This is a genomic window from Paractinoplanes rhizophilus (genome assembly GCF_042664765.1).
GTDB lineage: Bacteria > Actinomycetota > Actinomycetes > Mycobacteriales > Micromonosporaceae > Actinoplanes > Actinoplanes rhizophilus.
In genome coordinates this window covers 148,736-172,835 of sequence record NZ_JBHTBJ010000006.1, presented here as the reverse complement: position 1 = coordinate 172,835, position 24,100 = coordinate 148,736, and the positions used below count along the sequence as shown (strand labels likewise).

Sequence of the window (24,100 nt, the reverse complement as noted above, 5' to 3'; positions counted from 1 at the left end):
CCCCCGCCCGCGGTACAGGTCTGTTCCACCCGGGGCCGGAGCGTGCCTACCGTCGGTGGCATGACAGTCGGTGAGCGGATCAAAGCACGGCGCCTCCTGCGAGGCTGGAGCGTCCGGTACGCGGCCAGCCGGGCCGGCATCTCGCACGCCACCTGGAGCCGGATCGAGCGGGGTCAGCAGGCCGCCGACAACCGGTTCGTGCTGGCGGACATCGCGGCGGCCCTGGAGTGCTCGTCGGCCGAGCTGGTCGGGGTGTCGGTGCCGGCGGCCGACCGGGAGGCGGTGGCGGCGCAGGTGGCCGTGCACGGGATCCGGCAGGCCCTGGTCGACATCGACCTGCGGGAACGCGCCGACCGCCCGGCGCCCCCGGTGGCCGAGCTGAGCCGTACGCTGGAATTGGTCGATGCCCTGCGCCGCGCGTGCGATTACGCCGGCGCCGGCCGTGTTCTGCCGGATCTTCTGCGGGCCGCGCACGCGGCCGCCGCCGGGCCGGAAAGGCCGGCGGCGCTGCGGATCCTCTGCGAGGCGGCGTTCCACGCGTCCGGCGTCGTGCGCAACCTCGGGCACCCGGCCGAGGCCTGGCTGGGGGCCGAACGATCCCGCGAGGCGGCCGAGGCGGCGGACGATCCGGTGCTGCTCGGGTTCGCCGCGTACGCGCGGGCCTGCGCTGCTTCGGCGTGCGGCTCCTATCAGCGCTGCCTCACGCTGGCCTCGGCCGCGATCGACGACCTGCGGCCGCACCTGTCCGGGCGCGGCGCCCTCGAGACGCTCGGCATCCTGCACCTGGTGTGCGCGGACGCGGGGCGCGGGCTCAAGCGCCTCGACGACAGCCGCGGGTGGAGCACGGAGGCGGCGGCGCTGGCCGGCCGGACCGGGGAGTCGGACGAGATGGGGCTGTTCTTCGGGCCCACCAACGTCAACATCTGGCGGGTGGCGATCGAGGTGGACGGCGGGGAGCCCGGTCGGGCCCTCGACATCGCGGGCGGCACCAACCCGGCGGTGATCGACGCGGCCTGCCGGCAGGTGTTCTACTACGCCGACGCGGCGCGGGCGCTGGCGCGGATCAAGGGCAAGGAGCGGGAGGCGGTCCGGTATCTGCTCACCGCCGAGCGGATCGCGCCCCAGCACCTGCACGCGTCGCGGCACGTCCAGGAGACGACCCGGGTGCTGCTCGAACGGTCGGGCGGGACGCAGTTGCGCGGCCTCTGCGAGCGGATGGGCGTGGCATGACCGATCAGGACGTTCTCAGCGCCGCCAGCGCCGGGCGATCAGCAGCCCGGTCAGCGCGGCGGCGGCGAGGAGGAGCACGCCGCCGGTGATCAGGGCGCCGGCCGGGAAGCGGTCCGATTCGCTCGCCCCTGTCCCCTGTGCGGCCGGCATCGCCGAGGGGCGGCTCGGCGGTGCCGGCTGGGTCCCCGGCGGCGCATCGCTCGCCGGTGCCGAGGTGGCCGGGGGCGCGGTCCGGCCGGCCAGCGGGTAGCGCAGCAGGTCGGCCTTGGTTCCGGCCGGCCGGCGGGACACCTCCGAGATGGTCAGCAGTGCGGTCCCGTCCGCCGAGTAGGCGACCGATTCGCCCTGCGGCTCGTCCGGCAGCGGGATCTGGCGGGGCTCGCCGGTCGTGATGGCGCGCACCACATCGCCACCGTCGACGTCAAATTCAAAGGCGTCCGCGTACGTCCGGAGCACCGCGTGCCGGCCGTCGGGGCTCACCGCGCCCCCGGTGATCACCAGCCGGCCGGCGAACGAGAACGGACTGCTCGTGGTGGTGATCGGCAGGGTGACCGAGCCGGCCCGCGCGAGCGGGGTCGTGCGCCCGGCGCGCAGCGCTCCGGCCGGCCGGTAGACGCCCGCCTCCCCCACCGTCTTGGTCACCACGATCGGCGTGCCGTCCGGCGCGATCAGCAGCGCCTCGGCGTTGTGCGCACCGTCCGGATAGGACAGCCGGAACAGTTGCGGCTTGCGGGCGCCCGCGGCCAGCCGCCAGAGGCCGATCGTCTCGCGCTCGGCGTCGTTGTCCCCGATGTCGCCCACCCAGAGCGTCCCGTCCGGGGCGAGGCCCAGGTCCTCGGTGTCCCGGGGGCGGGACGGGTAGCTCACCGTACGCGTCACCCGGCATTTGCCGTCGAGATAGAAGATCTTGCGAGCGGCCGGATCGTCCGAGCCGTCGTTGACCACGATGTATCCGGACTTGCCGGCGGCGAGGCCGGACAGTTCGGTCATCCGATGGTCGCCGACCCGGCACACCCGCTGCGGCGCCGCCAGCGCCGCCGCCGGCATGGCCGGCGTGAGCCCGATCCCCACCATTGTCGCGACAAATGCCGTCCCCGCTCGCAGCTTCATCGCGTCCCATTCCAGCAGACCCGGCCCACCCGCGTGCCGTGAGTGCCCAGGCTCAGGCGGGCAGCGCCCCCCTGGGCCGGGAGCGCAGCACGAGGACCAGCTGCACCGCCCCGAGCAGCAGCAGCCAGATGCCGGTCAGCACGACCAGCGTCTTCAGCGACGGCCCCGGCCAGATCAGCACGATCAGCCCGCCCAGGACCGTCAGGCCGCCGAGCACGCCCGCCAGCAGCCGGACCGGGCCGCTGTGGTGCCCGGCGAACGCCTCGATCAGCCCGACGATGCCGCCGATCAGCCAGGTCACCCCGATCAGCGTCGCGATGACCAGCAGCGACAGCACGAGGTGGCGCAGGCAGAGCACGCCGGCGATGACGAACAGCACGCCGATCACCCCGTGCAGCGCCCGGCTCGCGCCGTCGGCGGCGTGCGCGGTGATCGCGTTGACCAGATAGATCGCCCCGTGGAACAGCAGCCAGAGACCGAAGATGATGGCCCCGACGTAGAGCGTGGCCTGGGGCCACACCAGCATCATGATGCCGAGGATCAGGGAAACGGCGGCGCCACCGAGGGCGAGCCACCAGAGCATCTTTTCCGTTCGATCGGCCGAAAGCATTGTCGACATCAGAACCTCCCGACTACTCGCCAGGTCGCCAGATCTCCGCCCGCCAGCTGCGGAATGGGGTCGCGTCGTTCCGTTGCACCACAGGGTAGAGGCTGGACACCGCCTGCCACGAGGGCTGCGCGGACGGTTTCGGCGCCGCGAGGGCGCGCGTCATCGTCTGCAGCAGGTCCAGCAGCGCCTGGTGCAGGTGCGGGTCGGCGACCGTGCCGTGCGGGTCCATGGCCGACTGGGTGAGCGGGATCCGTACGCACGCCGCGGTCAGCACGTTGGCCCCGCAGTGCCCGAGCACCGTCTCCAAGGCCGCGCACGCCCCGTCGTCCTGGCCGGGCACGGCCACCGACAGCCACGCCGCGGGCTTGCCGGTGAGGTCGCCGCCGTCGACCAGCCAGTCGAGCAGGTTCTTGAGGCTGCCGGGGATCGAGCCGGCGAACTCGGGCGTGCTGAACAGCACCGCGTCGGCCGCCGCCACCTGCAACCGCAGAAACGAGATCGCGTCCGGTGGCGAATACTCCCCCGGCACGAAGGCCGGCAGGTCGCGCAGCCCGTCGAAGAGCGAGGCGCTGATCCCGGCCGGCGCGAACCGGGCAGCCGTGCGCAGCGCCGCCGTGTGCAGGGAGTCGGCCCGGGTGTTCCCCGAGATCAGCAGAAGGCGCGTCATGCCGGCGACGATACGGCTCCACCATGACGCCCAAGTGTCATGGCAGCGGGTGGCGGGGGTCACAATGTGCCCCACGTGAGGCACGATGGCAGGCATGACTTCTGTACGGCTGCTGGTAGGCACACGCAAGGGCGCGTTCACGCTGACCGCGGACGGCACGCGCAAGGACTGGACGGTGAGCGGGCCGCACTTCGGCGGCTGGGAGATCTACCACGTCAACGGCTCCGCGGCCGACCCCGACCGGCTGTGGGCGTCCCAGTCGTCGGGCTGGTTCGGGCAGATCATCCAGCGCTCCGACGACGGCGGCGAGTCCTGGAATCCGGTGGGCAACGACTTCGCGTACGAGGGTGAGACCGGCGACCACCTCTGGTACGACGGCAACCCCCGACCCTGGGAGTTCAAGCGGATCTGGCACCTCGAGCCGTCCCGCACCGACCCCGACGTGGTCTACGCCGGCGCCGAGGACGCCGCGCTGTACCGCTCGGCCGACGGCGGGGCCACCTGGAGCGAGCTGACCGCCCTGCGTACGCATGAATCCGGCCCCCGCTGGCAGCCCGGCGCCGGCGGCCTGTGCCTGCACACCATCCTGCTCGATCCGGCGAACCCCGACCGCATCTTCGTCGCCATCTCGGCGGCCGGCGCCTTCCGCACCGACGACGGCGGCAAGTCCTGGCAGCCGATCAACCGCGGGCTGCGCTCGGAACAGCTCCCCGACGAGGACGCCGAGGTCGGCCACTGCGTGCACCGCCTCGCCATGCATCCGTCCCGCCCCGACGTGCTGTTCATGCAGAAGCACTGGGACGTGATGCGCACCGACGACGCCGGCGGCAACTGGCGCGAGATCAGCGGCGACCTGCCCACCGACTTCGGCTTCCCGATCGCCGTGCACGCCCACGAGCCCGAGACCGTCTATGTCGTGCCGATCACCAGCGACTCCGAGCACTACGTCCCCGATGCGCGCCTGCGCGTCTACCGCAGCCGCACCGGCGGCGGCGAGTGGGAGCCGCTGACCAACGGCCTGCCGCAGGAGAACTGCTACGTCAACGTCCTGCGCGACGCGATGGCCGTCGACACCCTCGACGACTGCGGCATCTACTTCGGCACGTCCGGCGGCCAGGTCTACGGCTCCCCCGACGGCGGCGACTCGTGGCGGCCGATCGTCCGCGACCTGCCGCCGGTCCTCTCGGTCGAGGCCCAGGTGCTGCCGTGATCCGCGTCGTCCTGCCGCCCCACCTGCGCAGCCTGGCCCGGGTCACCGGCGAGGTCGCGGTGCAGGTGTCCGGCGAGGTGACCCAGCGCGTGGTGCTGGACGCGGTCGAGGAGCAGTACCCGATGCTGCGCGGCACGATGCGCGACCGCTCGACCGGGAAGCGGCGCGCCCTGGTGCGCTTCTTCGCGTGTTCCGAGGACCTGTCCAACGAGTCGCCGGACGCCCCGCTCCCCGACCGGGTGGCGTCCGGCGAGGAGCCGTTCCTGGTGGTGGGCGCCATGGCCGGCGGCTGACACGGCCACGTCGTTGTCCCTGATCGGCACCGGCGCCGCCCCGCTGTCGCACCACTGACCACCGCGCCCTGGCCCGTCGCGCTGCGCCTCACGATGGGCGCTGCCCCACGGATGCGCGTTGCCCGACGGATGCGCGCCGCCTCACGATGCGCGCCGCCTGACCATGGGCGCCGCCTCACGATGCGCGCCGCCTCACCATGGGCGCCGCCTCACGATGCGCGCCGCCTCACGATGCGCGCCGCCTCACGATGCGCGCCGCCTCACGATGCGCGCCGCCTCACGATGCGCGCCGCCTCACGATGCGCGCCGCCTCACGATGCGTGCCGCCTCACGATGCGTGCCGCCTCACGATGCGTGCCGCTCCCATGATGTGGTGCTCGCTTCCGGTTGGCGGGACCGGTTCTCACGTCGTGGCGATGCGTCCCGCCCGGTGGACGAGCGGGTCACTGCGTGAGACGTCGGGCGCGCGCGCGTCCAACTTATCCGGCTATTTCTGGCGGGAGTTGATCGAGCGGGACAGCGTTGGGGACTTCGCGTTCGCCCCGCGCCGCAAGTTATCAAGATCCAAACTCATCGAGGCACAACGGGCGCACAGGCTCAGCGCCCACGTGCGGAAGCTCGGCCGCCTCGATCGCGCTCGCCACCAGGTCGTCCGACGTCACATCGCGTCACGAGCCCCACCATCAGCGCGTCACGAGCCCCAGCATCAGAGCGTCGCGAGTCCCAGCATCAGGGCGTCACGAGCCCCAGCATCAGGGCGTCACGAGCCCCAGCATCAGGGCGTCACGAGCCCCAGCATCAGGGCGTCACGAGCCCCAGCATCAGGGCGTCACGAGCGGCCCGCGAAGAACGACACCGCCTCGGCGATGGCCAGGTCGGTCAGGGCCGGGTCGTGCCGGGCGCCGACGTCGCGCATGAAGGCGTGCTCGCCGCCCCGATAGATGTGCAGCTCCACGTCGTCCAGCCCGGCCGCGTACAGCGCCGACACGATCTGCGAGCGGGCCTCGGCCGGCACGTGCGGGTCGCGCGAGCCGAACACGACCATCAGGCGGCCGGTGACGTCGGCCGCGCGGGACAGCGAGTCGGCCACGTCCGCGCCGAGCGCGCCGTTCTGCAGCCCGGTCGGGTAGAAGCAGACCGTCGCCGCCACGCGCGGGTCGAACGCCGCCCGGAACGCCAGGTGCCCGCCGATGCAGAAGCCGGTCACGAACAGGGCCGTGACGTCGTCGCGCGCCGCCAGGTGGCCGAGCACCGCGCCGCGATCGGCGTCGAACGTCGCGGTGGGCGTCGCGGCCGCGCCGGCCAGGCCGGCCGCCTTGCCGGCGTCGTCGAACTCGAGCGCGACGCCCGCCAGCTCGCCGTGCGGATAGATTTCCGGTACGGCGACGACGAAGCCCGCCGCGGCGAAGCGCCGGGCCGTCCGCAGCGTCGACTCGGTCAGCTGGAAGATGTCCGTGTAGAGCAGGAGCCCGGGCCACGCACCGTCCCCGGCCGGCCGGATCACCCGGGTGCGGATGTCTCCGGCGACGGTCACGTCGTCCTCGCGTACCTTCATGCCGAGTGACCCTAGCGGCGCGCCCCGGGCGGGGGTGCGCATTTGCCGGCCGAGTCGCCGCGCGGCGTACCCGGAACGCCGCGCCCGGAGCGGGTCAGCCGTTGTAATACCGCGGCCGGTAACCGCGGCGAGTTCCCTTGAGAAGCTGGCGGGTCAGCAACGCGCCCGCGGCGAGCCCGCCGCCGAGCGCGGCCAGGATGACCGGCGTGTTCGACACCGGCGCCGGCGGCTGCGCCGGGCGGGCGGCCGCGGCCGGGGCCGCGCTGGTGGCGTTGGGCGCCGGCACCGTCGGCAGCGCCCGGTAGTCGACGATGTTGCTGGACTCGAGCAGCGTCAGGTGCGTCATCACGAACTGGTTGGCCTGCTGGGCGAGCCGCCGCACGGTGTCGTTGCGGGTGCCGGCCCGGATCGACGCGATCGCCGGGAAGATCTTGCCGTGCGCGGCGCGGAGCCGGTCGATGTAGATCTGGTCGAACTCCTCGAACTCGGCGTCGCGCATCTCCGCCAGCCACTTCTGCTGGTCGGCGTTGGGCTTGTCGGGGAGTTTGATCTTGAGTTTCCGGGCCGCCGTACGGGTCAGCTCGTCCAGGGCCACGTGCTGGGCCGAGATGCTCTTCCCGATCGACCTGATGCGCGGGCTGTCCGACTTCCGTTGCGCCATCTCGCCGGCCGGGATCTCCCACAGCCCCGCCAGGCGCACCTTGGTGACGAAGTCGCGATCGGCCGCCGAGAGCGTGCCCTCGCCCTTGTCGGTGAGCAGCCCGTTGGGCGGAACCGGCACGGCCGGCTCCGCGCGGGCCAGGTCCGGGTCGAGCAGGACCAGCGCGAACGCGGCGACGACCGGGCCCCACAGGCGTTGCCACTTCGACATACCGACCTCCGACAGCGTCCGCGCGGGCTATTGACATCAACTACGCGTCATGGAGCGGAAAGGATCAACCCGGATGGCACCCGGCGGCCCTACTGGCCGGCGGCCCGGCGCGCCGTGTACTCGGCGCGGCGCGTGGGGTACTGGATGAGGTTGTCCGGCACCTCGTCCATCTGGTTCTGCCAGCGGTCGCGACGGTTGTCCCCGAGGTCCTCGTCGTACTGCGGGCGCCGGATGAACTGGCGGCCGTAGTCCATCATGCCGTCGAGCAGCCGGTCGACGTCCCGGGGCGGCCGCACCACGAGCCGCATGAACTGGCTGGTCATGCCCAGCTTGTTGCCGCACTCGCGGGTGTAGACGCCGTGGTTGGCGACCAGGAAGTCGCGCAGCGCCACGCCCGACCATTCGGTCGGCAGCTTCACCAGGATGAAGTTGCCCTGCGACGGGAAGACCGTCAATCCGGGTACGCGCGCGAGCTCCCCCGCCATCTGGCGACGGTCCCGGCTCAGCAGGCGCAGGCTGTCCTCGTACTCCTCCTCGTGCTCTTGAATCATGAACACGACCTTCTCGGCCAGCGAATTCAGGTTCCACTTGGGCAGCGCCTTGCCGATGGCGCCGGCGATGGCCGGGTTCGCCAGCATGTACCCGAAGCGAATGCCGTGCAGGCCGAAGTTCTTCCCGAGGCTCTTGAGCACGACCGTGTTCGGCCGGATCACCGCGTCGGGCCCCACCGAGGGGTACTGCTCGGCGTCGGAGAAGTCGATGAACGACTCGTCGATCACTACGAGGTCGAGGTCGCCCAGCATGTCCATGAAGCGGATGACGTCGCGGCGCGGGATGTAGTTGCCGTCCGGGTTGTTGACGTTGCAGATCACCGCGACCCGGGAGTTGCGCTCGCGGATGAACCGCACGTAGTCGTCCAGGTTGAGCCGGAAGCCGTCGCGCTCCTGCAGCGGGAACATGTCGACCCGCTTGCCGGTCTCGAACGGCTGGTCGGTCCAGCGCCCGAAGGTCGGGATCGGGATCGCCACGCTCTCTTTGATCAGCAGGTGGTCGATCCACGTGATCAGCTCGGTCGAGCCGTTGGCCATCGCGACCGTCTGCGGGTGCAGGCCGAGCACGCTGGCCAGCTTCTTGGTGATGTCGGTCGAGCTCGACGGATAGTACTTGAGGATGTTCTTCAGGTCGCGGGACAGCTCGTCGAACATCTCCGGAGTCGGGAAGTACGGGTTGCAGGGGATGCAGAAGTCGACGATCTCGACGCCCTCGCCCGCGCTTCGAGCGAGATCGAAATAGGACGCACTGTGGGCTCCCTTGTGCAGGATCGAGGTGTCGATTCCGCTCCCGGCCATCGATGCTCCTTCTCCGGTCCTCCGGCTGCGCTGCCGAAGACCAGTACGGGCCGGGCGCGGAATTCGTTCAGATCGATCAGCCGCCGGCGCCCACCCAGAAGTCGATCTCGCGCCGCGCCGGGCCGCCCTCCTTGAGGTACCAGTTCTGCCAGCTGTCCCGGTCGACCAGGCCCTTCCATCGCTTCGCGGCCGGCTGGATCTGCCGCCGGAAGCGCCACCGGTACTGGTTGTAGACGCTCATGATGTTCGTGGCATACGCGCCGGCCACCCCGGGCGCGTCCCGGATCACCAGCAGGTTCTCGTCGTTGGTGCCACTCGCCCGGGGGCCGAGGTTGTGCGAGCCGGTGATCACCGCCGGGCGGTCGCCGAACGGGTCGACGACGATCACCTTGCTGTGCACCATGGCGAACGCCCGGTCGAGCTTCTTAAGCTCGGCCCGGAAGAACTCGGTGGCCTGGTCGATCGCCGCCGGCAGCACCACGTCGTAGTCGGCGTACTCACGGTTGCTCTGGTCGAACAGGCCGACCGGGTTGGGCTTGGTGCTCGGGTCCTGGTTGAGCACACCGCGGAAGTACAGCCGCTTCCCGGCGTGCGGCGAGCGGGCCAGGTCGAGGATCGCGTTCAGCAGCGACTCGCGCGGGCCGGGGTTGAACATGAGGAACAGCACGGCCTGCTGCGCGCCGGCCACGATCTTGCGGGCGTCGACCAGGTCGGCGTGCTCGATCGTCGGGGTGAACCACAGGCGTACGCCCGCCTTGCCCACCTGCTGATCGCGCGGCGCCGTGTTGGCCTGTCTCAGCGACGCCGGCGTCGCGGCGCCCGCCTCGCGCAGGAGATCCCACTGGGCGCGATACTCCGCGGCCAGCCGCGGGTCGTCGATCAGCACCGAGTTGTTGGCCTGCGTGCACAGCCCGGTCATGGTCCAGTTCTGGCTGCCGGTCCACACCCAGCGGGGCGTGCCGTCGTCGTCGCCGATCACCAGGAACTTGTTGTGGCCCAGGGCCCGGGGCGCGGTCATCCGGTCGTACACGTCGACCTGGCCGGCCGCCAGCGCGGCCCGGCCCTCGGCGTTCTGGTCCTGGCCCTTCTTGTCGACGCTGCCGTTCGCCAGCACCACGTGCGCGCGCGCACCGAGCCGGACCAGGGCGCCGGTCAGCTGCGGGTCGTCCAGCTCGTAGAGCGCGGCGTGCACCGTCCGGCCCGCCGTGGCCGCCTCGGCCAGCAGCCCGAAGAGCCGGTCGCCCAGCGGGCCGGCGAGGTATTCGCGCAGCTTGTCGCCGGGCGTGGCGATCATCCGGTCGAGGTATTCGTTCTGCAGGTCGTGTCCGGTGACGCCGAGCCGCCGCGAGACCCACTGCGAGGCCACGATGCCCCGGTTGAACAGCACCTCGATGCCCGGGGACACCGCGTGCGACAGCACGACCGGCTCGGTCCAGTCGCTCGCGTTGTCCGTGTCGGGGCGCAGGTTGTCCTTGTCCGGCCCGACCATCGGCAGCACGCGGTAGGCGAGCTCGTCGCCCGGGTCGGCCATGAAGTCGGTCCACTGGTACTTCTGGATCGGCCAGTTCGTCGAGGCCCGGCGCTCGCCGTCGGCGACCCGCTCGCCCTCGAAGCCGACCCAGGTGCTGACCACCTCTTCGACCCCGTTGCGGCGCCGCAGCAGGCCGAACCCGCGACAGTCGGCGATGAACCCGTCCGGCTTCCACGCGATGAAGACGTCGTCGCCGTTGTGATAGACCCTGACCTTCATGGCCGCCCCCCAGCAGACCAGGTCATCGTCGCACGCCGGCGCCCGCACCAGGCCGTCCGCATTCCGACACGAGCCGGGCTCCCGGGTTGCTACCGGCTCACGCCGGGCCACATCGGACTATGGCGCCCCGCGGGCGAACGCCCGGGCGGTCGTCAGCCGTGGCGGGCATCGCGGCTGTCGCCGGAATGCGTGGGCGCTCGCCCTGCCCGGGGATCGACCGGAACCGTCAGCGACGGCAACGGCTTGGGCCTCTTGAGAATTCTGGCTTGCCGGGAGTATCGGAGGCGGCCCGCATTCCTGGAGGCCCGGGCGCTTTCCAGAATCAGTCCCCGGAGCTCGTCGATGTCGCGCCGCACCGAGGACAATTCCTCGGCCAGATGCGCGGCGCCGGCCTCCCGCCGGGCCGCCAGCGCCTCGATCAGCAGAGTCCGCATGAACATCGAGACCGGCACATGCTCCGCCGCCGCGGCGGTGCGAATCTCGTGCAGGAGCGACCGGTGAAGCCGCAGCGACGTTCCCACGAGCGGGTCGTCGGCGGACGTCTCGTCCCAGACAGCAGCCCCCTCGGCCACGGCCGACTCGACCTCGTCGCCGACATCGTGCTCGTCGTAGTGTTCCCGGGTCTCACCGAAACGGGACTCATCGAAATCGGCCACCGTCATCGCCCCTTCCGTGCGAACAAGCGACGCTCGTTCTCCTTCATGTCTCGCGCGGTCACGATATAGATCTGATCCTCGCCGGACCGAGCGGTGACGATCAGCAGATAACGCCCCGCGGCGGTCTGCCCGAGCACGAGGTAGGTGCTTTGCCGGCCCGGAACCCGAAGACGTGGACGGCCATAAAGAACCTCCTCCACCTCGTCGGGGGTGACGTTGTGCTTGGCGATGTGATCTTCGGATGTGCCGGTCCAGAGAATGACTCCGTTGGTCCAATGTACCACGGCGTAATACATACGACCGGCAATCAAGATCAAGCAAATCCTCGTCCCGGAGCCGCATGGTGCGCGCAAACGGGCGCTTGCGTACATACGACGACGGCTCCGCGATGTCGCGGAGCCGTCGTGGTAGCCGTGTGAACCGTGGGGTTCAGCCCTTGCGGAGCCGCCTCTTCAGGGCGCGGGCGAACTGCCGCGGATGACGGACCTTCGCGACCTTCCGGGTCACCTCGTGCAGGCGCATGGCCGGCGAGTTGCGGAGCTTGCGCAGCTCGTCGCGGATCGTGCGGAGCTGCTGCTCGCGGGTGCGCAGGCTCTGGTCGCGGAAGCGCATCGTGCGCTCCAGGCCGAAGACCTTGCCGGCCAGCTCGACGGCCCGGAGCCGGTCGGCCTCGGCGTCGGCGAGGACGGTGCGCAGGTCGGGCTCGTCGGCGGGCGGCTCGGCGAGCCGGTCGGCGATCTCGCGGCCGCGCTTGAGGACGCCCGGGGTGGCCTCGATGCCGGACATGCCCAGCCAGGTGGCGACCAAGTCGTCGCTCTCGACGGTCCACGGCGGCCACGGGTGGCGGCGGTGGGCGCGGACCAGCCGGTCGCGCAGGCGATGGTAGGCGGCCGCCAGCAGCTCGGCCCGGCCGTCGTTCTCGACCGGCACCAGGCCGCGCACGCCGCGGGTGAAGCCACCGTCGTCGGGGAACAGGTCGTCGAGGAGGATCAGGCCCTCGGCCGCGCCGCCCCACTCGCCGAGCCGGGCGGCGAAGGCGCGGAAGCCGGGCACGTCCTCGGCCGCGGCCAGGCGGAACAGCAGGGTCTCCACCGACTCGGTGTCCGGCAGCCGGCTGGCGTAGACGACCGGGGCGGAACCGCTGACGCTCAGGGTCCACCCGGTCTCGTCCAGGTCGGCGAGCAGCACGCCGGGCGCGTACGCGGTGTGGGTCGCCCCGCCGTCGCCGAGCACCGCGAGCCAGCCGGGCGCGACCGCGCCCAGCAGACCGGCCCGCGCGGCGGCGGAAGCCCCGTCGCCGACCGAGGCGAGCAGCGGCGTGTGCCCCGCGGCGGCGGCCAGCCCGGTGACCGCGAGCGAGGCGCCGGGCCGGCCGGGCCGGGTCGCGGCCGCCGCCTCGACGTCGAGCAGGGTGTGGATGGTGCCGGCCTCGTCGAAGGCGGCGTAGAGCCGGGTCAGCCCATCGCCGAGCGCGGCGGTCACCTGGGCCGGGGAGGTGGGGCGCTCGGGATCGTCGTGCAGCGGCCGCCACTCGTCGTCGCCGTGCCGGGCGTCGAGCGGGCGCCGATCGTAGAGCCCGGTCAGCGCGAACTCGTTCTCGACCGCGACGACGGCCAGCGCGCCGCCGGCGCACAGGCGGCGCAGCTCGGCGAGCCGCTGCGGCCAGTTCAGCGCGGGCGAGTCGGCGCCGAGCACCCGGTCGAGGCCGTCGGCCGCGATGACCACGTCGAACGGCGCGACGCCGACCAGGCCGTCGAGCGCGCCGGTGATCACGGTGACCGCCGGCGACGGGATCGCGGCGCGCAGCTCCTGCGCGTCGCTGACCGAGCGGACGAGCACGGTGAGCGCCGCCGCGCGGGCGGCGACCAGCGAGATCAGCTCGGTGGTGTGCGGCCCGGCGATCAGGGCCCGGTCGATGGAGGCCGGCAGCAGGTCGTCGAGCAGGGCCAGCAGGGTGGGGCCGCCGGCCGGCGCGCGGTAGCCGGTGTAGTCGGTCCACGGCTGGAGCTCGCCGCGGACGATCTCGACGGCGGGGGTCGGGGCGCTGTCAGTCACGCTGGTTCCAATCGAAGAGCATGCGCATCTCGGCCGGCGGCATCATCCATGCCTTGCCGAGCTCGTCGTCGGTGATGGCCCGGGCGGTCGCCAGGTCGATGTCCTTGCCGAGCATGTCGCCCCAGAGCCGGGCGATGCGGGTCTGGCCGCCGAAGAGCGGGTTGTCGCCCTCGAGCTCCATCGCGTCGCCGTACACGGCCGGCTCGCAACCGGCCGCCACGCCGTAGAAGATGGCGGTCGCCAGCCGGTTGGACGCCACTCGCTTGTATCGGCGGAACGCCTTGAGCTGCTTGTAGAGGAACTGACGGTCGGTGCCCTCGTAGTTCCAGCCGCGCTTGCCGAAGCAGATCACGTCGAAGCCGGCGTCCTCGTAGACGCGGCGCACCTCGGGCCGCTCGTACTCGGTGTAATACAGGCTGATGGTGACCGGCTCGGTCTCGGTCTCCTTGATCTCGTCGATCAGCCGCTGGTGGTCGCCGTGGATCTTGGCGCCCATGCCGGGCGCGTCCCACCCGTGGAACAGGAACCACAGCGTGCCCTTGCGCTCGGCGTCGGGCACCCGGCCGAGATCCGGTTCCAGGTCCATCAGATACAGCATCGGCGCGCCGGTCACGGCGTAGTTGCGCCGGCCGAGAGCGTGGCCGCGCCGGCGGGGCGCGTCGCTCCAGACGAAACGCCAGGCGCCGTCGAAGAATTCGTGTACGGGGTTCCAGCCGCACCCCACGTTCCAGCCGTGCTGGAGGTACCCCGGGATCCGCGGCGGGAACTGGTCGTCCAGCCCGCAGTACCGGGCCAGGATGTGCTGCTGGCCGTAGTAGAAGTTGTGGTGATGCATGGCCGATCAGTCCGTTTCCAGGTGCAGGATGCCGGAACGCGGTCGCAGCGTGAACGGCCCCACCCGCAGCGGCAGGCGCGCCAGCAGGAAGGAGTCGGTCTGCACAGCGTACGGCGTGGCGTCGCCCGGGTCGGCGAACAGCGTCCAGTTGGGCGCGTCGCCGACGCCGGTCATCGCGCCGGCGTCGGCCTCGGCCGACCAGCGGTCGTCGCCGAGGGTGATCGCGCAGGGCGCGTCGATCCCCTCGTCCGAGTTGGGCAGGAACCGCCGCCAGGTGATCCGGTCGTACGAGACGCCGGGCCAGCGCGGGCCGGATACCGTGAGCCGCCGGGTGTCGGCCGACCGCTCGATCCGGTCGGCGGTGACCCGGGCCGGGCCCTCGATGAGGTTGAGGTACTGGCCCGGGGAGCGGGACACGGTGATCACCCGGCCGCCGCGGGCCGCCATCACGCCCGCGCGCAGGCCGGTGATCAGCAGTAGCGTCTGGTCGGCGCCGTCGTGGATGCGCGGCACCAGCACCGTGCGGTCGAGGAACGGGTCGTCCGGGTTGACCGCGTCGATCAGGTCGTCCAGCGCGACCCGGGCGGTGAAGTCGTCCATGGTGACCTCGCGCTGCCCGGGCGCCACGACGCCGCGCTCGCGGCGCAGCGGGACGACGATGTCGCCGGCCGAGCGGGTCAGCCGCAGCTCCGGCCGGCTCAGCCGGGCCGGGATGCGGCCGGTCAGCACCAGGTCGTCGCCGTCCACGCCGGCCGCGGTGAGCTCGGGCGTGCCCGAGCGCAACTGGAGGGTCAGCCGGCCGTCGGGCGTGCGCACCGGCTGGACCCACTTGCCGCCGACCCGGTCGCCGAGCGGATACCCCAGGCCGCCCGGGGTGAGCGCGTCGCGGCGCCGCACCCAGCCGGAGCGCATGTCGACCGCTATCCAGGCCGACTTGGCCCAGTCGGGCAGCCCGGCGATCACGCGCCGCGGGATGCGGGTCTCGAAGGCGAGCGGCTCCTCCGGGCCCGGCCGGTCGGTGAGGGTGACCGGCAGGCGGTGCTCGCGGCGGCCGCAGACCAGCGCCAGCCGCAGCGTGGTGTTGGTGGTGTCGACCGGCAGGTGGGCGATCTCGGCGGTGCCGTGCAGGACGAGGTCGTCGCCGGTCCAGTCGAGCGCGGTCACCGAGGTGCGCACGGCGAGCTCGGCCCGGGGCAGCCGGTAGTACGAGGACGGGAGCTGGGAGTCGCGCAGGCCCGGATACTGGCTCTCGTAGCGCCACGGCAGGGTGGGGTGGCGCACGGCCTCGACCCGGCGGTGGTTCTCGGCGCGGAACCGGGCCAGCCGGCGCAGCAGATCGGTGTCGCCCGCCTCGAGCGCTTCGTATTCCAGCCGCTGGAAGGTGGTGGCCTCGGCGAGCACCTCGGGCAGCAGCCGGGAGCTGAGCCGGCGGCCGAGCGCGACCAGCGGGCCGAGATCGTCGTCGTCGGCGGTCGCGAACGCCTGCACGATGGTGGCCAGATCCATCTCGGCGAAGTGCCGGTGCACCAGGCCGCGCAGCTCGTGCGCCCGCTTGTCGAGCAGGTCGAGCACCATCTCGGCCGACGTCACCCGGTCGGCCAGGTTGCCGTACTGGAACTTGAGCTGGGTGATCGACTCGCCGGACTCGCGCTCGCGCCAGTAGTAGACCGGCGCGGCCACGCAGTCGACCGTGATCGCCTCGAGGTGGGCGCGCAGGGTGATCGGGTAGTCCTCGTACCGGATGGCGGGGAACTCGAACTTGAACTGATCCCAGAACGTGCGCCGGTACACCTTGTTCCACACCATCCGGTCGGTGGCGAGGGACGGATGATCGAAGACGTGGGTGGCGGGCTTGTTCGCCGCGAACGGGATGCGATGCACATACGACTGGCGCACGCCGTAGGTGTTGTTGAAACGGCGGGCGTTGCCCGCGGCGAGCGACGAGGAGGTCGCGTCGAGGGAGCGGACCATTATCTCGTACGCGTGGCGCGGCACCAGATCGTCGCTGTCCACGAACGTCAGGTAGTCGCCCTGGGCGTGCTGGACGCCGGTGTTGCGGGCCGGGCCGAGGCCCTGATTTTCCTGCGTGACGATGCGGAACCGGCCGTCGCGCGCGCAGAAGTCACGGGCGGCCTCCACGCTGGCATCCTTCGACCCGTCGTCGACGAGGATGACCTCGAAGTCGCCGAGCGTCTGGCGCGCGAGGGAGTCCAGGCAGTCGGCGATGTAGCGCTCGACGTTGTAGAACGGGACGACGATGCTGAGCCTCGGGGTCACCACCACGTGCCCTGCTGGGTTCCGGTCGAGTGGGCACGGAAGACGCGACGCAGCATGACCCCAGATCCTAGCGGCACCGCCAAACCGGCCGGTCGCGTGACGCAGGTCACTATCGGGACGAATGCGCAGGAAGCGGATTGGATCAGTCCTCGCCGGACGATCCGGATTCCCGAAGTTGTCGTACCTCCGCCGTAATCTCCGTCGAAGTAAGCGCAACCCTACGGTTCGTGACGAGGGGAGCCCGTCCGATGACGACGCTCGACCACGACGCGGCCGCGGCCACCGGCCGCCGCCTGCGCACTCAGGAGGAGGTGGAGGCGCACATCCGCGCCATCTGCTTCAAGACCGGCCCACCGGCGCTGATCGGCGCCGAGCTCGAATGGACCGTGCACCACACCGCGGCGCCCCGCGCGCCACTCGACCGCGAAACCCTGCGGCAAGCCCTCGGCCGGCACGCCCCGGCCACCCTCGCACCCGGGTTCTCCGCGCCGCCCCGGGCGCCGAGCGCCGGAAAAGGCAGAGCTCCGACGGCGAACGGGTTCTCCCCGCCGCCCGCAGCATCAGGCACTCGACACGGCACAGCACCCCTGCCCGCCGGCAGCTCTCTCACCGTCGAGCCCGGCGGCCAGCTGGAGATCTCCTCCGCCCCGGCCCGCTCGGCCGCCGCCCTGCACGCGGCCGTCACCGCCGATCTCGCCCACCTCACCACCGTGCTCGACGACGCCGGCCTGCGCCTGGGCGAGCACGGCATCGACCCGCACCGCCCGCCCCGACGGATCCTGGACACGCCGCGCTACGCGGCGATGGAGCGGTTCTTCGACGCCCGCGGCCGGCACGGCCGGATCATGATGAGCAGCACCGCGGGCCTGCAAATCTGCCTCGACGCCGGCACGGCGGCCGAGCTGCCCGCCCGTTGGGGCGCGGCGCTGGCGCTGGGCCCGCCGCTGCTGGCCCTGTTCGCCAACTCGGCACGGCACGCCGGGCAGGACACCGGGCTGGCCTCGGCCCGCATGGCGGCCTGGTGGGGGATGGATCCGCGGCTCACCCATCCGCCGGTGGGCCCGCCCGGCGACCCGGCGGCCGGCTGGGTGCGGTACGCGTTGTCGGCCCCGCTGATCTGCGTGCGCCGCGACCACGGCCGCTGGGATCCGCCGCCCGGCGCGACCCTGGCCGACTGGGTGGCCGGCGCGCTGCCCGGCCCGCCGACCACCGACGACGTCGAGTACCACCTGTCCACGCTGTTCCCGCCGGTGCGTCCGCGGGGATACCTGGAGGTCCGCTACCTCGACGCCCAGCCGGGCGGCGAGTGGTTCGCGCCGGTCGCCGTGCTCACCGCGCTGCTCGCCGACCGGCCGACCACCGAGGCGGCGCTCGAGCTGGCGCTGCCGGTCGCGGGGCGCTGGCACACCGCGTACTCGATCGGCCTCGCCGACCCGGCGTTGCGCCGCGCCGCCTCGGCCCTCGCCGAGCTGGCCTGTGCCCGGCTCGGCCCCGGCCTGCCGCCGTCCGTCCGCACCCACGTCATCGAAACCGTCGACCGGCGCCTGAGCGCCGCCGCCGTCGCCGCCAAGGAGACGTCATGACTCTCGAAACCACTGAGGCCGACCGGCTGCGTGACCTGGTCGCGGCCGAGCTGGGCCGGGCCCGCGACCGGACCACCCTGCTGACCGAGGCCGTCGACGAGGGCGACCTCGTCCGGCAGCACTCGCCGCTGATGTCCCCGCTGGTGTGGGATCTGGCCCACGTCGGCAACCAGGAGGAGCTCTGGCTGGTCCGCGACGTCGGCGGGCGCGAGCCGGTGCGCCGCGACATCGACGAGCTCTACGACGCCTTCAAACACCCCCGGCGCGACCGGCCCCAGCTGCCGCTGCTCACCCCGGGCGAGGCCCGCCGGTACGTCGCGACCGTGCGCGACAAGGCTCTCGACGTGCTCACCCGCAGCCGCCTCGAGGGCACGCCCCTGGTCGACCAGGGATTCGCGTTCGGCATGATCGTGCAGCACGAGCAGCAGCACGACGAGACCATGCTCGCCACCCACCAGCTGCGCGGCGGCCCGGCCGTGCTCGACGCCCCGCCGCCGCCGCCGGCGGCCGGGCCGGTGCGCGGTGAGGTGCTGGTCCCGGGCGGGCCGTTCACGATGGGCACCAGCACCGAGGCGTGGGCCCTCGACAACGAGCGCCCGGCGCACCAGGTCTTCGTGCCGGCGTTCCACATCGACCGCGCCGCGGTCACCAACGCGGAGTACGCCGCGTTCATCGCCGACGGCGGCTACGACGACCCCCGGTGGTGGAGCACGGCCGGGTGGGATCACCGCCAGTCGGCCGGTCTGCGCGCCCCGCTGCATTGGGTGCGCGACGGCGACGGCTGGTCCGCCACCCAATTCGGCCGCATCCGGCCGGTCGTGCCGGACGAGCCGGTGGTGCACGTCTGTTTCTACGAGGCCGAGGCCTATGCGGCGTGGGCGGGCAAGCGGCTGCCGACCGAGGCCGAGTGGGAGAAGGCGGCCCGGTTCGACCCGGCGACCGGGCGGTCGCGGCGCTTCCCGTGGGGCGACGACACCCCCACGCCCGAACACGCGAACCTGGGACAACGTCATTTGCGTCCGGCCGCCGCCGGGGCGTACCCGATGGGTGTCTCGCCGTTGGGGGTCCACCAGCTCATCGGGGACGTCTGGGAGTGGGTGGCGACCGACTTCACCGGCTATCCGGGGTTCGCGGCGTTTCCCTATCGGGAGTACTCGGAGGTGTTCTTCGGCAGCGAATACAAAGTGCTGCGCGGCGGATCGTTCGGCACCGACCGGTCGGCCTGCCGGGGGACGTTCCGGAATTGGGACTATCCGATCCGGCGGCAGATCTTCAGCGGGTTCCGCTGCGCGCGGGACGCCTGATGTGCCGGCACCTGGCCTATCTCGGTCCCCCGATGCTCCTGCGCGAGCTGCTGTTCGATCCGCCGCATGCGCTGGTCCGGCAGTCCTGGGCGCCGCGCGACATGCGGGGCGGCGGGACGATCAACGCGGACGGGTTCGGCGTCGGGTGGCACACGCCGGCCGGGGTGGTGCGCTACCGGCGGCCCACCCCGATCTGGAGCGACACGGCGCTGCCGGGGCTCGCGGCCTCGGTGGCGTCGACCGGCGTGCTCGCGGCGGTGCGCAGCGCGACCGTCGGCATGCCGGTGACCGAGACCGCGGCCGCGCCGTTCGGCGACGGCCCCTGGTTGTTCAGCCACAACGGGGTCGTCGCCGGATGGCCCGCCTCGATGGAGAAACTGGCCGGAACGCTGCCGGCGGTCGACTTGTTGACGCTGGACGCGCCGACCGACGCGGCGCTGCTGTGGGTCCTGGTCCGTGATCGGCTGCGGGCCGGCGCGCCGCCCGGCGAGGCGGTGGCCGGGGTGGTGGCCGACGTGCTGCGGGCCGCTCCCGGATCCCGGCTCAACCTGCTGCTGACCGACGGCGAGTCGCTCGTGGCGACCGCCGTCGGCCATGCCCTGTCCGTTCTCGATCTGCCCGGGGCGGTGGTGGTGGCGTCGGAGCCGCTCGACGACCGTCCCGCCTGGCGCCCGGTCCCCGAGGGGACGCTGCTGCGCGCCACCGCCACCGACCTGACCAGCACTGTCCTGGGAGAGACATGAACGAGCTCGAAGTCCATCTCGACGCCGACGACCTCGCCCGCGCCCTTCGCGCCGACGTGACCGCCGGCCTCACCGACGAGCCGAAATGGCTGCCGCCCAAGTGGTTCTACGACGCCCGGGGCAGCGAGCTCTTCGAGCTGATCACCGAGCTGCCGGAGTATTACCCGACCCGCTGCGAGCGCCAGATCCTCACCGACCGGGCGCCCGAGATCGCCCGGCACACCCGGGCCACCGCGCTGCTCGAGCTGGGCTCCGGGTACTCGACCAAGACGCGGTTGCTGCTCGACGCGCTCACGGCCGAGGGAACGCTGTCGACCTTCGTGCCGATGGACGTCTCCCCCACCGCCCTGGAGGCGGCGGCCGAGCAGATCACCGCGGACTTCCCGGGCCTGCGGGTGCACAACATCGTCGGCGACCTCACCCGTCACCTCAAGCACCTGCCGGCCGAGGGCAACCGCCTGATCGCGTTCCTCGGCGGCACGATCGGCAACCTGATCCCGGCGGAGCGCCGGACGTTCTTCGAGGATGTGCGCTCGGTGCTGGAGCCGGGCGAACACCTGCTGCTCGGCACCGACCTGGTCAAGAGCCCGAGCGTGGTGGTGCCCGCTTACGACGACGCCCAGGGCGTGACCGCCGAGTTCAACCGCAACGTGCTGCGGGTGCTCAACGGCAGCCTCGGCGCCGACTTCGACCTGGACGGCTTCGCCCACGTCGCGCTGTGGGATCCCGAGCAGGAGTGGATCGAGATGCGCCTGCGCGCCCGCTGGCCGATGCGGGTCACGATCCCCGGCGTCGGCCTGGAGGTCGGCTTCGCGGCCGGCGAGGAGATCCGCACCGAGGTGTCCGCGAAGTTCCGCCGCGAGGGCGTCGAGCGGGAGCTGGCCGAGGCCGGCTTCGCGCTGGACCACTGGTGGACCGACCGGGACGGGCTCTTCGCGGTGTCGCTCGCCCGGGCGATCTGATTTCCCGGAAATCACACCCATCCGTCCGCCCTTCGCCGACGAATGCCAGGCGCAAGCTTCCGGACTCGGCGAAGGGCGGACACCCATGGCGGAGCGCGGCACCAGCCGCCGGCCCGATCATTTGTCGGCGGTGCCCGGCACGGGCCCGGAGAAGGCGCCGGAGAAGGGCTCGGAGCCGGCCGATCTGCTGCGCGCGGTGGCGCGCGGCGACGAGAAGGCGTTCGCCCGCCTCTACGATCTGGTCGCGCCGCGCGTCTACGGCCTGATCCGGCGGGTGCTGCGCGATCCGGCGCAGTCCGAGGAGGTGGCGCAGGAGGTGCTGGTCGAGGTGTGGCGCACCGCCGCCCGCTTCGACCCGGCCCGCGGCTCGGCGACGTCGTGGATCTGCACGATCGCGCACCGCCGGGCCGTCGACCGGGTGCGCGCCGAGCAGTCCGCGGCCGAGCGGCTCGCCTTCGTCGGCCGCGCCCAGGTGGACATCCCCTACGACAGCGTGGCCGACGAGGTCTCCGGCCGCCTGGAACGCCAGCAGGTCCGCCGCTGCCTCGGCGACCTCACCGAGCTGCAGCGCCAGGCGGTGACCCTCGCCTACTACCAGGGCCACACCTATCCGCAGGTGGCCGAGCTGCTGGGCGCGCCACTGCCGACGGTCAAGACCCGCATGCGCGACGGCCTCATCCGCCTCCGCGACTGCCTCGGTGCGGAGGTGCCGGCATGATCCACGGTCTGCTCGGCCCCTACGTGCTCGACGCGGTGGACGACATCGAGCGCGCCACCTTCGAGCGCCACCTGCGCGAGTGCGACGTCTGCCGCGCCGACGTCGAAGAGCTGCGCGAGGCCTCGGCCCGTCTCGCCGACGGCGCCTGGTCGGTTCCCCCGCCCGCCCTGCGCGACAACGTCCTGTCCGCGATCACCTCGGTCCGCCAGATCGCGCCGGTCTCGCCGGCCCCGGTGCGGGCCGCGCGGCCGCGCCGGCGCCTGCGGGTGGTCGCGGCCGCGGCGGCCGTCGTGGTCGCGGTCGCCGGCGCGGCGACGGTCGCGTCGGTGATCCAAAACGATCGCGTACGCCGGGCGCACGATCGCGCCGAGACGGCTCAGGCCGCGGAGGCCCGCGTGCGGGCCGTGCTCGCCGCGCCCGACCTCGTGGTCCGCGAGGAGCCGGTGACCGGCGGCGGCCGGGTGACGGTCGCCTCCTCCAGGCTGCACGACGCCGGGGTCATCATGCTGGCCGCCGGCTCCGCCCCGGCCGGGGGCAAGGTCTATCAGCTCTGGACGATCCGCTCCCAGCAGCCGGTGAACGAGGGCGCCCTCGCGCCCGGCCAGACCACCTCGGTCGAGTTCGTCGACGGCATGTCCCAGGCCTCCGACGTGGGCGTCTCGATCGAGCCGCCGGGCGGCTCGACCAGCCCGACGACTCCCCTGGCGGCCGACGTGAAGCTCTGATCCCGCTGTCTCGCAGGACACATATCCCGGCGAAATATCGGGGTGGGCGGGCCCGTTACACCGGTGCGACTCGATGGAGGGCTGAGCAATGAAGACCGGAATCCACCCCGACTACCACCCCGTCGTGTACCGCGACCGGGACGCCGGCTTCGCGTTCCTGACCCGCTCGACGGAGCGGAGCGAGAAGACCGTCGAGTGGTCGGATGGCAAGACCTACCCGGTGGTCGACGTGCAGATCTCCGCCGCCAGCCACCCGTTCTGGACCGGCCGCGGCCGGGTGCTCGACACCGCGGGCCGGATCGAGAAGTTCCGCGCCAAGTACGCGAAGTACAGCAAGTAATCGGGGTTTGTGGCGGCCGCCCTCGCGATCACGCGAGGGCGGCCGCTTCGTGTCACCGGCCGCACGGTGTTAGGCCGAGCACTGCGGAGACGCGTAGCGGCCGGTCGTCGTGACGGTGGTCAGAACCTTTCCGCCGTACGTGATGGAGCAAGTCACCTCGCCGGTGCCGCCCTTCTTGCGCTGCGCGACCAGGACCAGCGGGCGGCGGTCGCCGGTCATCGTGAACGTCGTGCGCCACGGCAACGGCACCCCGCTCCGGGTGATGATGTCGCCGTCCTCGTCGGTGAACTGAACGCTGCCGACGTCGCCGGCGCTGCCCGACACCTCGTAGACGACCGTTCTGGTCACGGGCTGCGGCGGGGCGACCTCGATCTGCTCGCGGGGAGCCGCCGGAGCGGTGGCGGGCGGCGCCGGCGACAACGACAGCCACGACGTCAGCGCGGCCCCGATCCCGGCCGCGAGCAGGAGCGAGAGGCCGGCGACGACCGCGACCACCCGCGTCCCGCCGCGCCGCGCCACCTCGGGCGCGGGCGCCGGAACGAGGTCGTCGGGCACCGGCGACGGCTCGGGCCACTCTCGATCGAAGTTCGCCACGGCTCTCAGGGTAGGAACCGGCCGCCATCGGGAGTTGAGAAGAAATCTTTGCAAAGATATCTTCTCAGACGTGCGAGTTCTCACCGACGTCGATGCGCTCAAGGCGCTCGCCCATCCGCTGCGGCAGCAGATGCTCACCCGGCTCCAACGGCAGGGTCCGGCCACCTCGGCCGACCTCGCCGGGGAGTTCGGCGCCGACCGGGGCGCGACCAGCTATCACCTCCGCCAGCTCGAGCGATTCGGCTTCATCTCGGAGGACACCGCCCGGTCCCGGGGGCGGCGGCGCTACTGGCGGGCCATCCCGCAGGACATCCGGCTGCCGCGCTCCGCCGACGACCCCGAGGTCGCGGCGGCGGCCGACGAGGTGGGCCGGCAGTGGTTCGAGCGGTCCGGGCGCGAGCTTCTCGCCTATCTCCAGGACCGTGACGCGTACGGCGAATTCACCGACGCCGCCCAGCACTCGTACGGCAGCACCACACTGACTCCCGCGGAGCTGGCCCAGTTCGGCGAGGAGTACCTCGCGCTGCTCTCGAAATGGCACCGCGAGCCCCGTCCGGCCACTTCCGGCGCCCGGCACATCGCGGTCATCTTCCACGCGTTCCCCACCGCCGACGACCACGGCGAGCCGGATCCGCCGGCCGCGCCGTGAGTGGCAGTGCCGTG

At 72.3% G+C, this 24,100-nt stretch carries 24 protein-coding genes; 11 read left to right on the top strand and 13 right to left on the bottom strand.

What is annotated here, in order from left to right; all coding sequences use genetic code 11:
* The first annotated feature begins 60 nt into the window (after positions 1–60).
* Positions 61–1,230: a helix-turn-helix domain-containing protein gene (locus ACFQS1_RS11505; protein ID WP_378966756.1), complete on the top strand. Its 1,170-nt coding sequence runs from the start codon at positions 61–63 to the stop codon at positions 1,228–1,230.
* Between the two features lie 15 nt (positions 1,231–1,245).
* On the opposite strand, the gene ACFQS1_RS11500 is transcribed toward ACFQS1_RS11505, so the two are convergent.
* The 3 genes from ACFQS1_RS11500 to ACFQS1_RS11490 are packed head-to-tail and all read right to left on the bottom strand — an operon-like array spanning position 1,246 to position 3,617.
* On the bottom strand, positions 1,246–2,340 hold the full coding sequence (locus ACFQS1_RS11500; protein ID WP_378966754.1) for a hypothetical protein: 1,095 nt from the start codon (positions 2,338–2,340) through the stop codon (positions 1,246–1,248).
* Positions 2,341–2,392: 52 nt separating this feature from the next.
* Complete coding sequence (locus ACFQS1_RS11495) at positions 2,393–2,959, bottom strand: HdeD family acid-resistance protein (RefSeq protein ID WP_378966752.1); 567 nt, start codon at positions 2,957–2,959, stop codon at positions 2,393–2,395.
* A gap of 13 nt (positions 2,960–2,972) precedes the next feature.
* Positions 2,973–3,617 (bottom strand): NADPH-dependent FMN reductase, encoded by a 645-nt coding sequence (locus ACFQS1_RS11490; protein ID WP_378966750.1) that lies wholly within the window; start codon positions 3,615–3,617, stop codon positions 2,973–2,975.
* Positions 3,618–3,711: 94 nt separating this feature from the next.
* Between ACFQS1_RS11490 and ACFQS1_RS11485 the strand changes: the two genes are divergently transcribed.
* Both ACFQS1_RS11485 and ACFQS1_RS11480 read left to right on the top strand, forming a co-directional pair.
* Positions 3,712–4,827 (top strand): WD40/YVTN/BNR-like repeat-containing protein, encoded by a 1,116-nt coding sequence (locus ACFQS1_RS11485; RefSeq protein ID WP_378966748.1) that lies wholly within the window; start codon positions 3,712–3,714, stop codon positions 4,825–4,827.
* Positions 4,824–5,120, top strand: coding sequence for a MoaD/ThiS family protein (locus tag ACFQS1_RS11480; protein WP_378966746.1), 297 nt, complete (start codon positions 4,824–4,826; stop codon positions 5,118–5,120). The genes ACFQS1_RS11485 and ACFQS1_RS11480 overlap by 4 nt, the downstream gene beginning before the upstream one ends.
* Positions 5,121–5,949: 829 nt before the next feature.
* Here the strand turns inward: ACFQS1_RS11480 and ACFQS1_RS11475 are convergent.
* The 9 genes from ACFQS1_RS11475 to ACFQS1_RS11435 form a co-directional block, all read right to left on the bottom strand.
* Entirely contained in the window at positions 5,950–6,675 is a 726-nt protein-coding gene (locus ACFQS1_RS11475; RefSeq protein WP_378966744.1) for a dienelactone hydrolase family protein, read from the bottom strand.
* A 94-nt stretch (positions 6,676–6,769) separates the two neighbouring features.
* The gene (locus ACFQS1_RS11470) at positions 6,770–7,546 is read right to left on the bottom strand and encodes a DUF4142 domain-containing protein (protein WP_378966742.1); all 777 of its coding nucleotides are present in this window, start codon (positions 7,544–7,546) and stop codon (positions 6,770–6,772) included.
* A gap of 89 nt (positions 7,547–7,635) precedes the next feature.
* On the bottom strand, positions 7,636–8,895 hold the full coding sequence (locus tag ACFQS1_RS11465; RefSeq protein ID WP_378966740.1) for a pyridoxal phosphate-dependent aminotransferase: 1,260 nt from the start codon (positions 8,893–8,895) through the stop codon (positions 7,636–7,638).
* A 76-nt stretch (positions 8,896–8,971) separates the two neighbouring features.
* The gene (locus ACFQS1_RS11460; RefSeq protein WP_378966738.1) at positions 8,972–10,645 is read right to left on the bottom strand and encodes a phospholipase D-like domain-containing protein; all 1,674 of its coding nucleotides are present in this window, start codon (positions 10,643–10,645) and stop codon (positions 8,972–8,974) included.
* Positions 10,646–10,797: 152 nt separating this feature from the next.
* Entirely contained in the window at positions 10,798–11,307 is a 510-nt protein-coding gene (locus tag ACFQS1_RS11455) for a hypothetical protein (RefSeq protein ID WP_378966736.1), read from the bottom strand.
* A complete protein-coding gene (locus ACFQS1_RS11450; protein ID WP_378966734.1) occupies positions 11,304–11,618 on the bottom strand; it encodes a BrnT family toxin in 315 nt (104 codons plus the stop codon). Before ACFQS1_RS11450 ends, ACFQS1_RS11455 begins: the two co-directional genes overlap by 4 nt.
* A 112-nt stretch (positions 11,619–11,730) precedes the next feature.
* Positions 11,731–13,356, bottom strand: coding sequence for a hypothetical protein (locus ACFQS1_RS11445; protein WP_378966732.1), 1,626 nt, complete (start codon positions 13,354–13,356; stop codon positions 11,731–11,733).
* Complete coding sequence (locus ACFQS1_RS11440; protein ID WP_378966730.1) at positions 13,349–14,191, bottom strand: hypothetical protein; 843 nt, start codon at positions 14,189–14,191, stop codon at positions 13,349–13,351. The genes ACFQS1_RS11445 and ACFQS1_RS11440 overlap by 8 nt, the downstream gene beginning before the upstream one ends.
* 6 nt (positions 14,192–14,197) lie before the next feature.
* Positions 14,198–16,474 (bottom strand): glycosyltransferase, encoded by a 2,277-nt coding sequence (locus ACFQS1_RS11435; protein WP_378966728.1) that lies wholly within the window; start codon positions 16,472–16,474, stop codon positions 14,198–14,200.
* Between the two features lie 242 nt (positions 16,475–16,716).
* On the opposite strand from ACFQS1_RS11435, the gene ACFQS1_RS11430 reads away from it, so the two are divergent.
* From ACFQS1_RS11430 to ACFQS1_RS11400, 7 genes are all read left to right on the top strand, one after another.
* Complete coding sequence (locus tag ACFQS1_RS11430) at positions 16,717–18,051, top strand: glutamate-cysteine ligase family protein (protein ID WP_378966726.1); 1,335 nt, start codon at positions 16,717–16,719, stop codon at positions 18,049–18,051.
* Positions 18,048–19,355 (top strand): ergothioneine biosynthesis protein EgtB, encoded by a 1,308-nt coding sequence (gene egtB, locus ACFQS1_RS11425; protein ID WP_378966724.1) that lies wholly within the window; start codon positions 18,048–18,050, stop codon positions 19,353–19,355. Before ACFQS1_RS11430 ends, egtB begins: the two co-directional genes overlap by 4 nt.
* A complete protein-coding gene (gene egtC / locus ACFQS1_RS11420; RefSeq protein ID WP_378966722.1) occupies positions 19,355–20,098 on the top strand; it encodes an ergothioneine biosynthesis protein EgtC in 744 nt (247 codons plus the stop codon). The genes egtB and egtC overlap by 1 nt, the downstream gene beginning before the upstream one ends.
* Positions 20,095–21,060, top strand: coding sequence for an L-histidine N(alpha)-methyltransferase (gene egtD, locus ACFQS1_RS11415; protein WP_378966720.1), 966 nt, complete (start codon positions 20,095–20,097; stop codon positions 21,058–21,060). Before egtC ends, egtD begins: the two co-directional genes overlap by 4 nt.
* Positions 21,061–21,145: 85 nt before the next feature.
* Positions 21,146–21,778, top strand: a complete 633-nt coding sequence (locus ACFQS1_RS11410; protein WP_378966718.1) for a sigma-70 family RNA polymerase sigma factor — start codon at positions 21,146–21,148, stop codon at positions 21,776–21,778.
* Positions 21,775–22,503 (top strand): anti-sigma factor, encoded by a 729-nt coding sequence (locus tag ACFQS1_RS11405; protein ID WP_378966716.1) that lies wholly within the window; start codon positions 21,775–21,777, stop codon positions 22,501–22,503. The genes ACFQS1_RS11410 and ACFQS1_RS11405 overlap by 4 nt, the downstream gene beginning before the upstream one ends.
* A gap of 88 nt (positions 22,504–22,591) precedes the next feature.
* On the top strand, positions 22,592–22,843 hold the full coding sequence (locus ACFQS1_RS11400; RefSeq protein WP_378966714.1) for a type B 50S ribosomal protein L31: 252 nt from the start codon (positions 22,592–22,594) through the stop codon (positions 22,841–22,843).
* 69 nt (positions 22,844–22,912) lie between these two features.
* Here the strand turns inward: ACFQS1_RS11400 and ACFQS1_RS11395 are convergent, their stop codons facing one another.
* Positions 22,913–23,437 (bottom strand): MmpS family transport accessory protein, encoded by a 525-nt coding sequence (locus ACFQS1_RS11395; protein WP_378966712.1) that lies wholly within the window; start codon positions 23,435–23,437, stop codon positions 22,913–22,915.
* A gap of 70 nt (positions 23,438–23,507) precedes the next feature.
* Here ACFQS1_RS11395 and ACFQS1_RS11390 point away from each other — a divergent pair, with 70 nt between their 5' ends.
* The gene (locus ACFQS1_RS11390) at positions 23,508–24,086 is read left to right on the top strand and encodes an ArsR/SmtB family transcription factor (RefSeq protein ID WP_378966710.1); all 579 of its coding nucleotides are present in this window, start codon (positions 23,508–23,510) and stop codon (positions 24,084–24,086) included.
* Positions 24,087–24,100 lie beyond the last annotated feature (14 nt).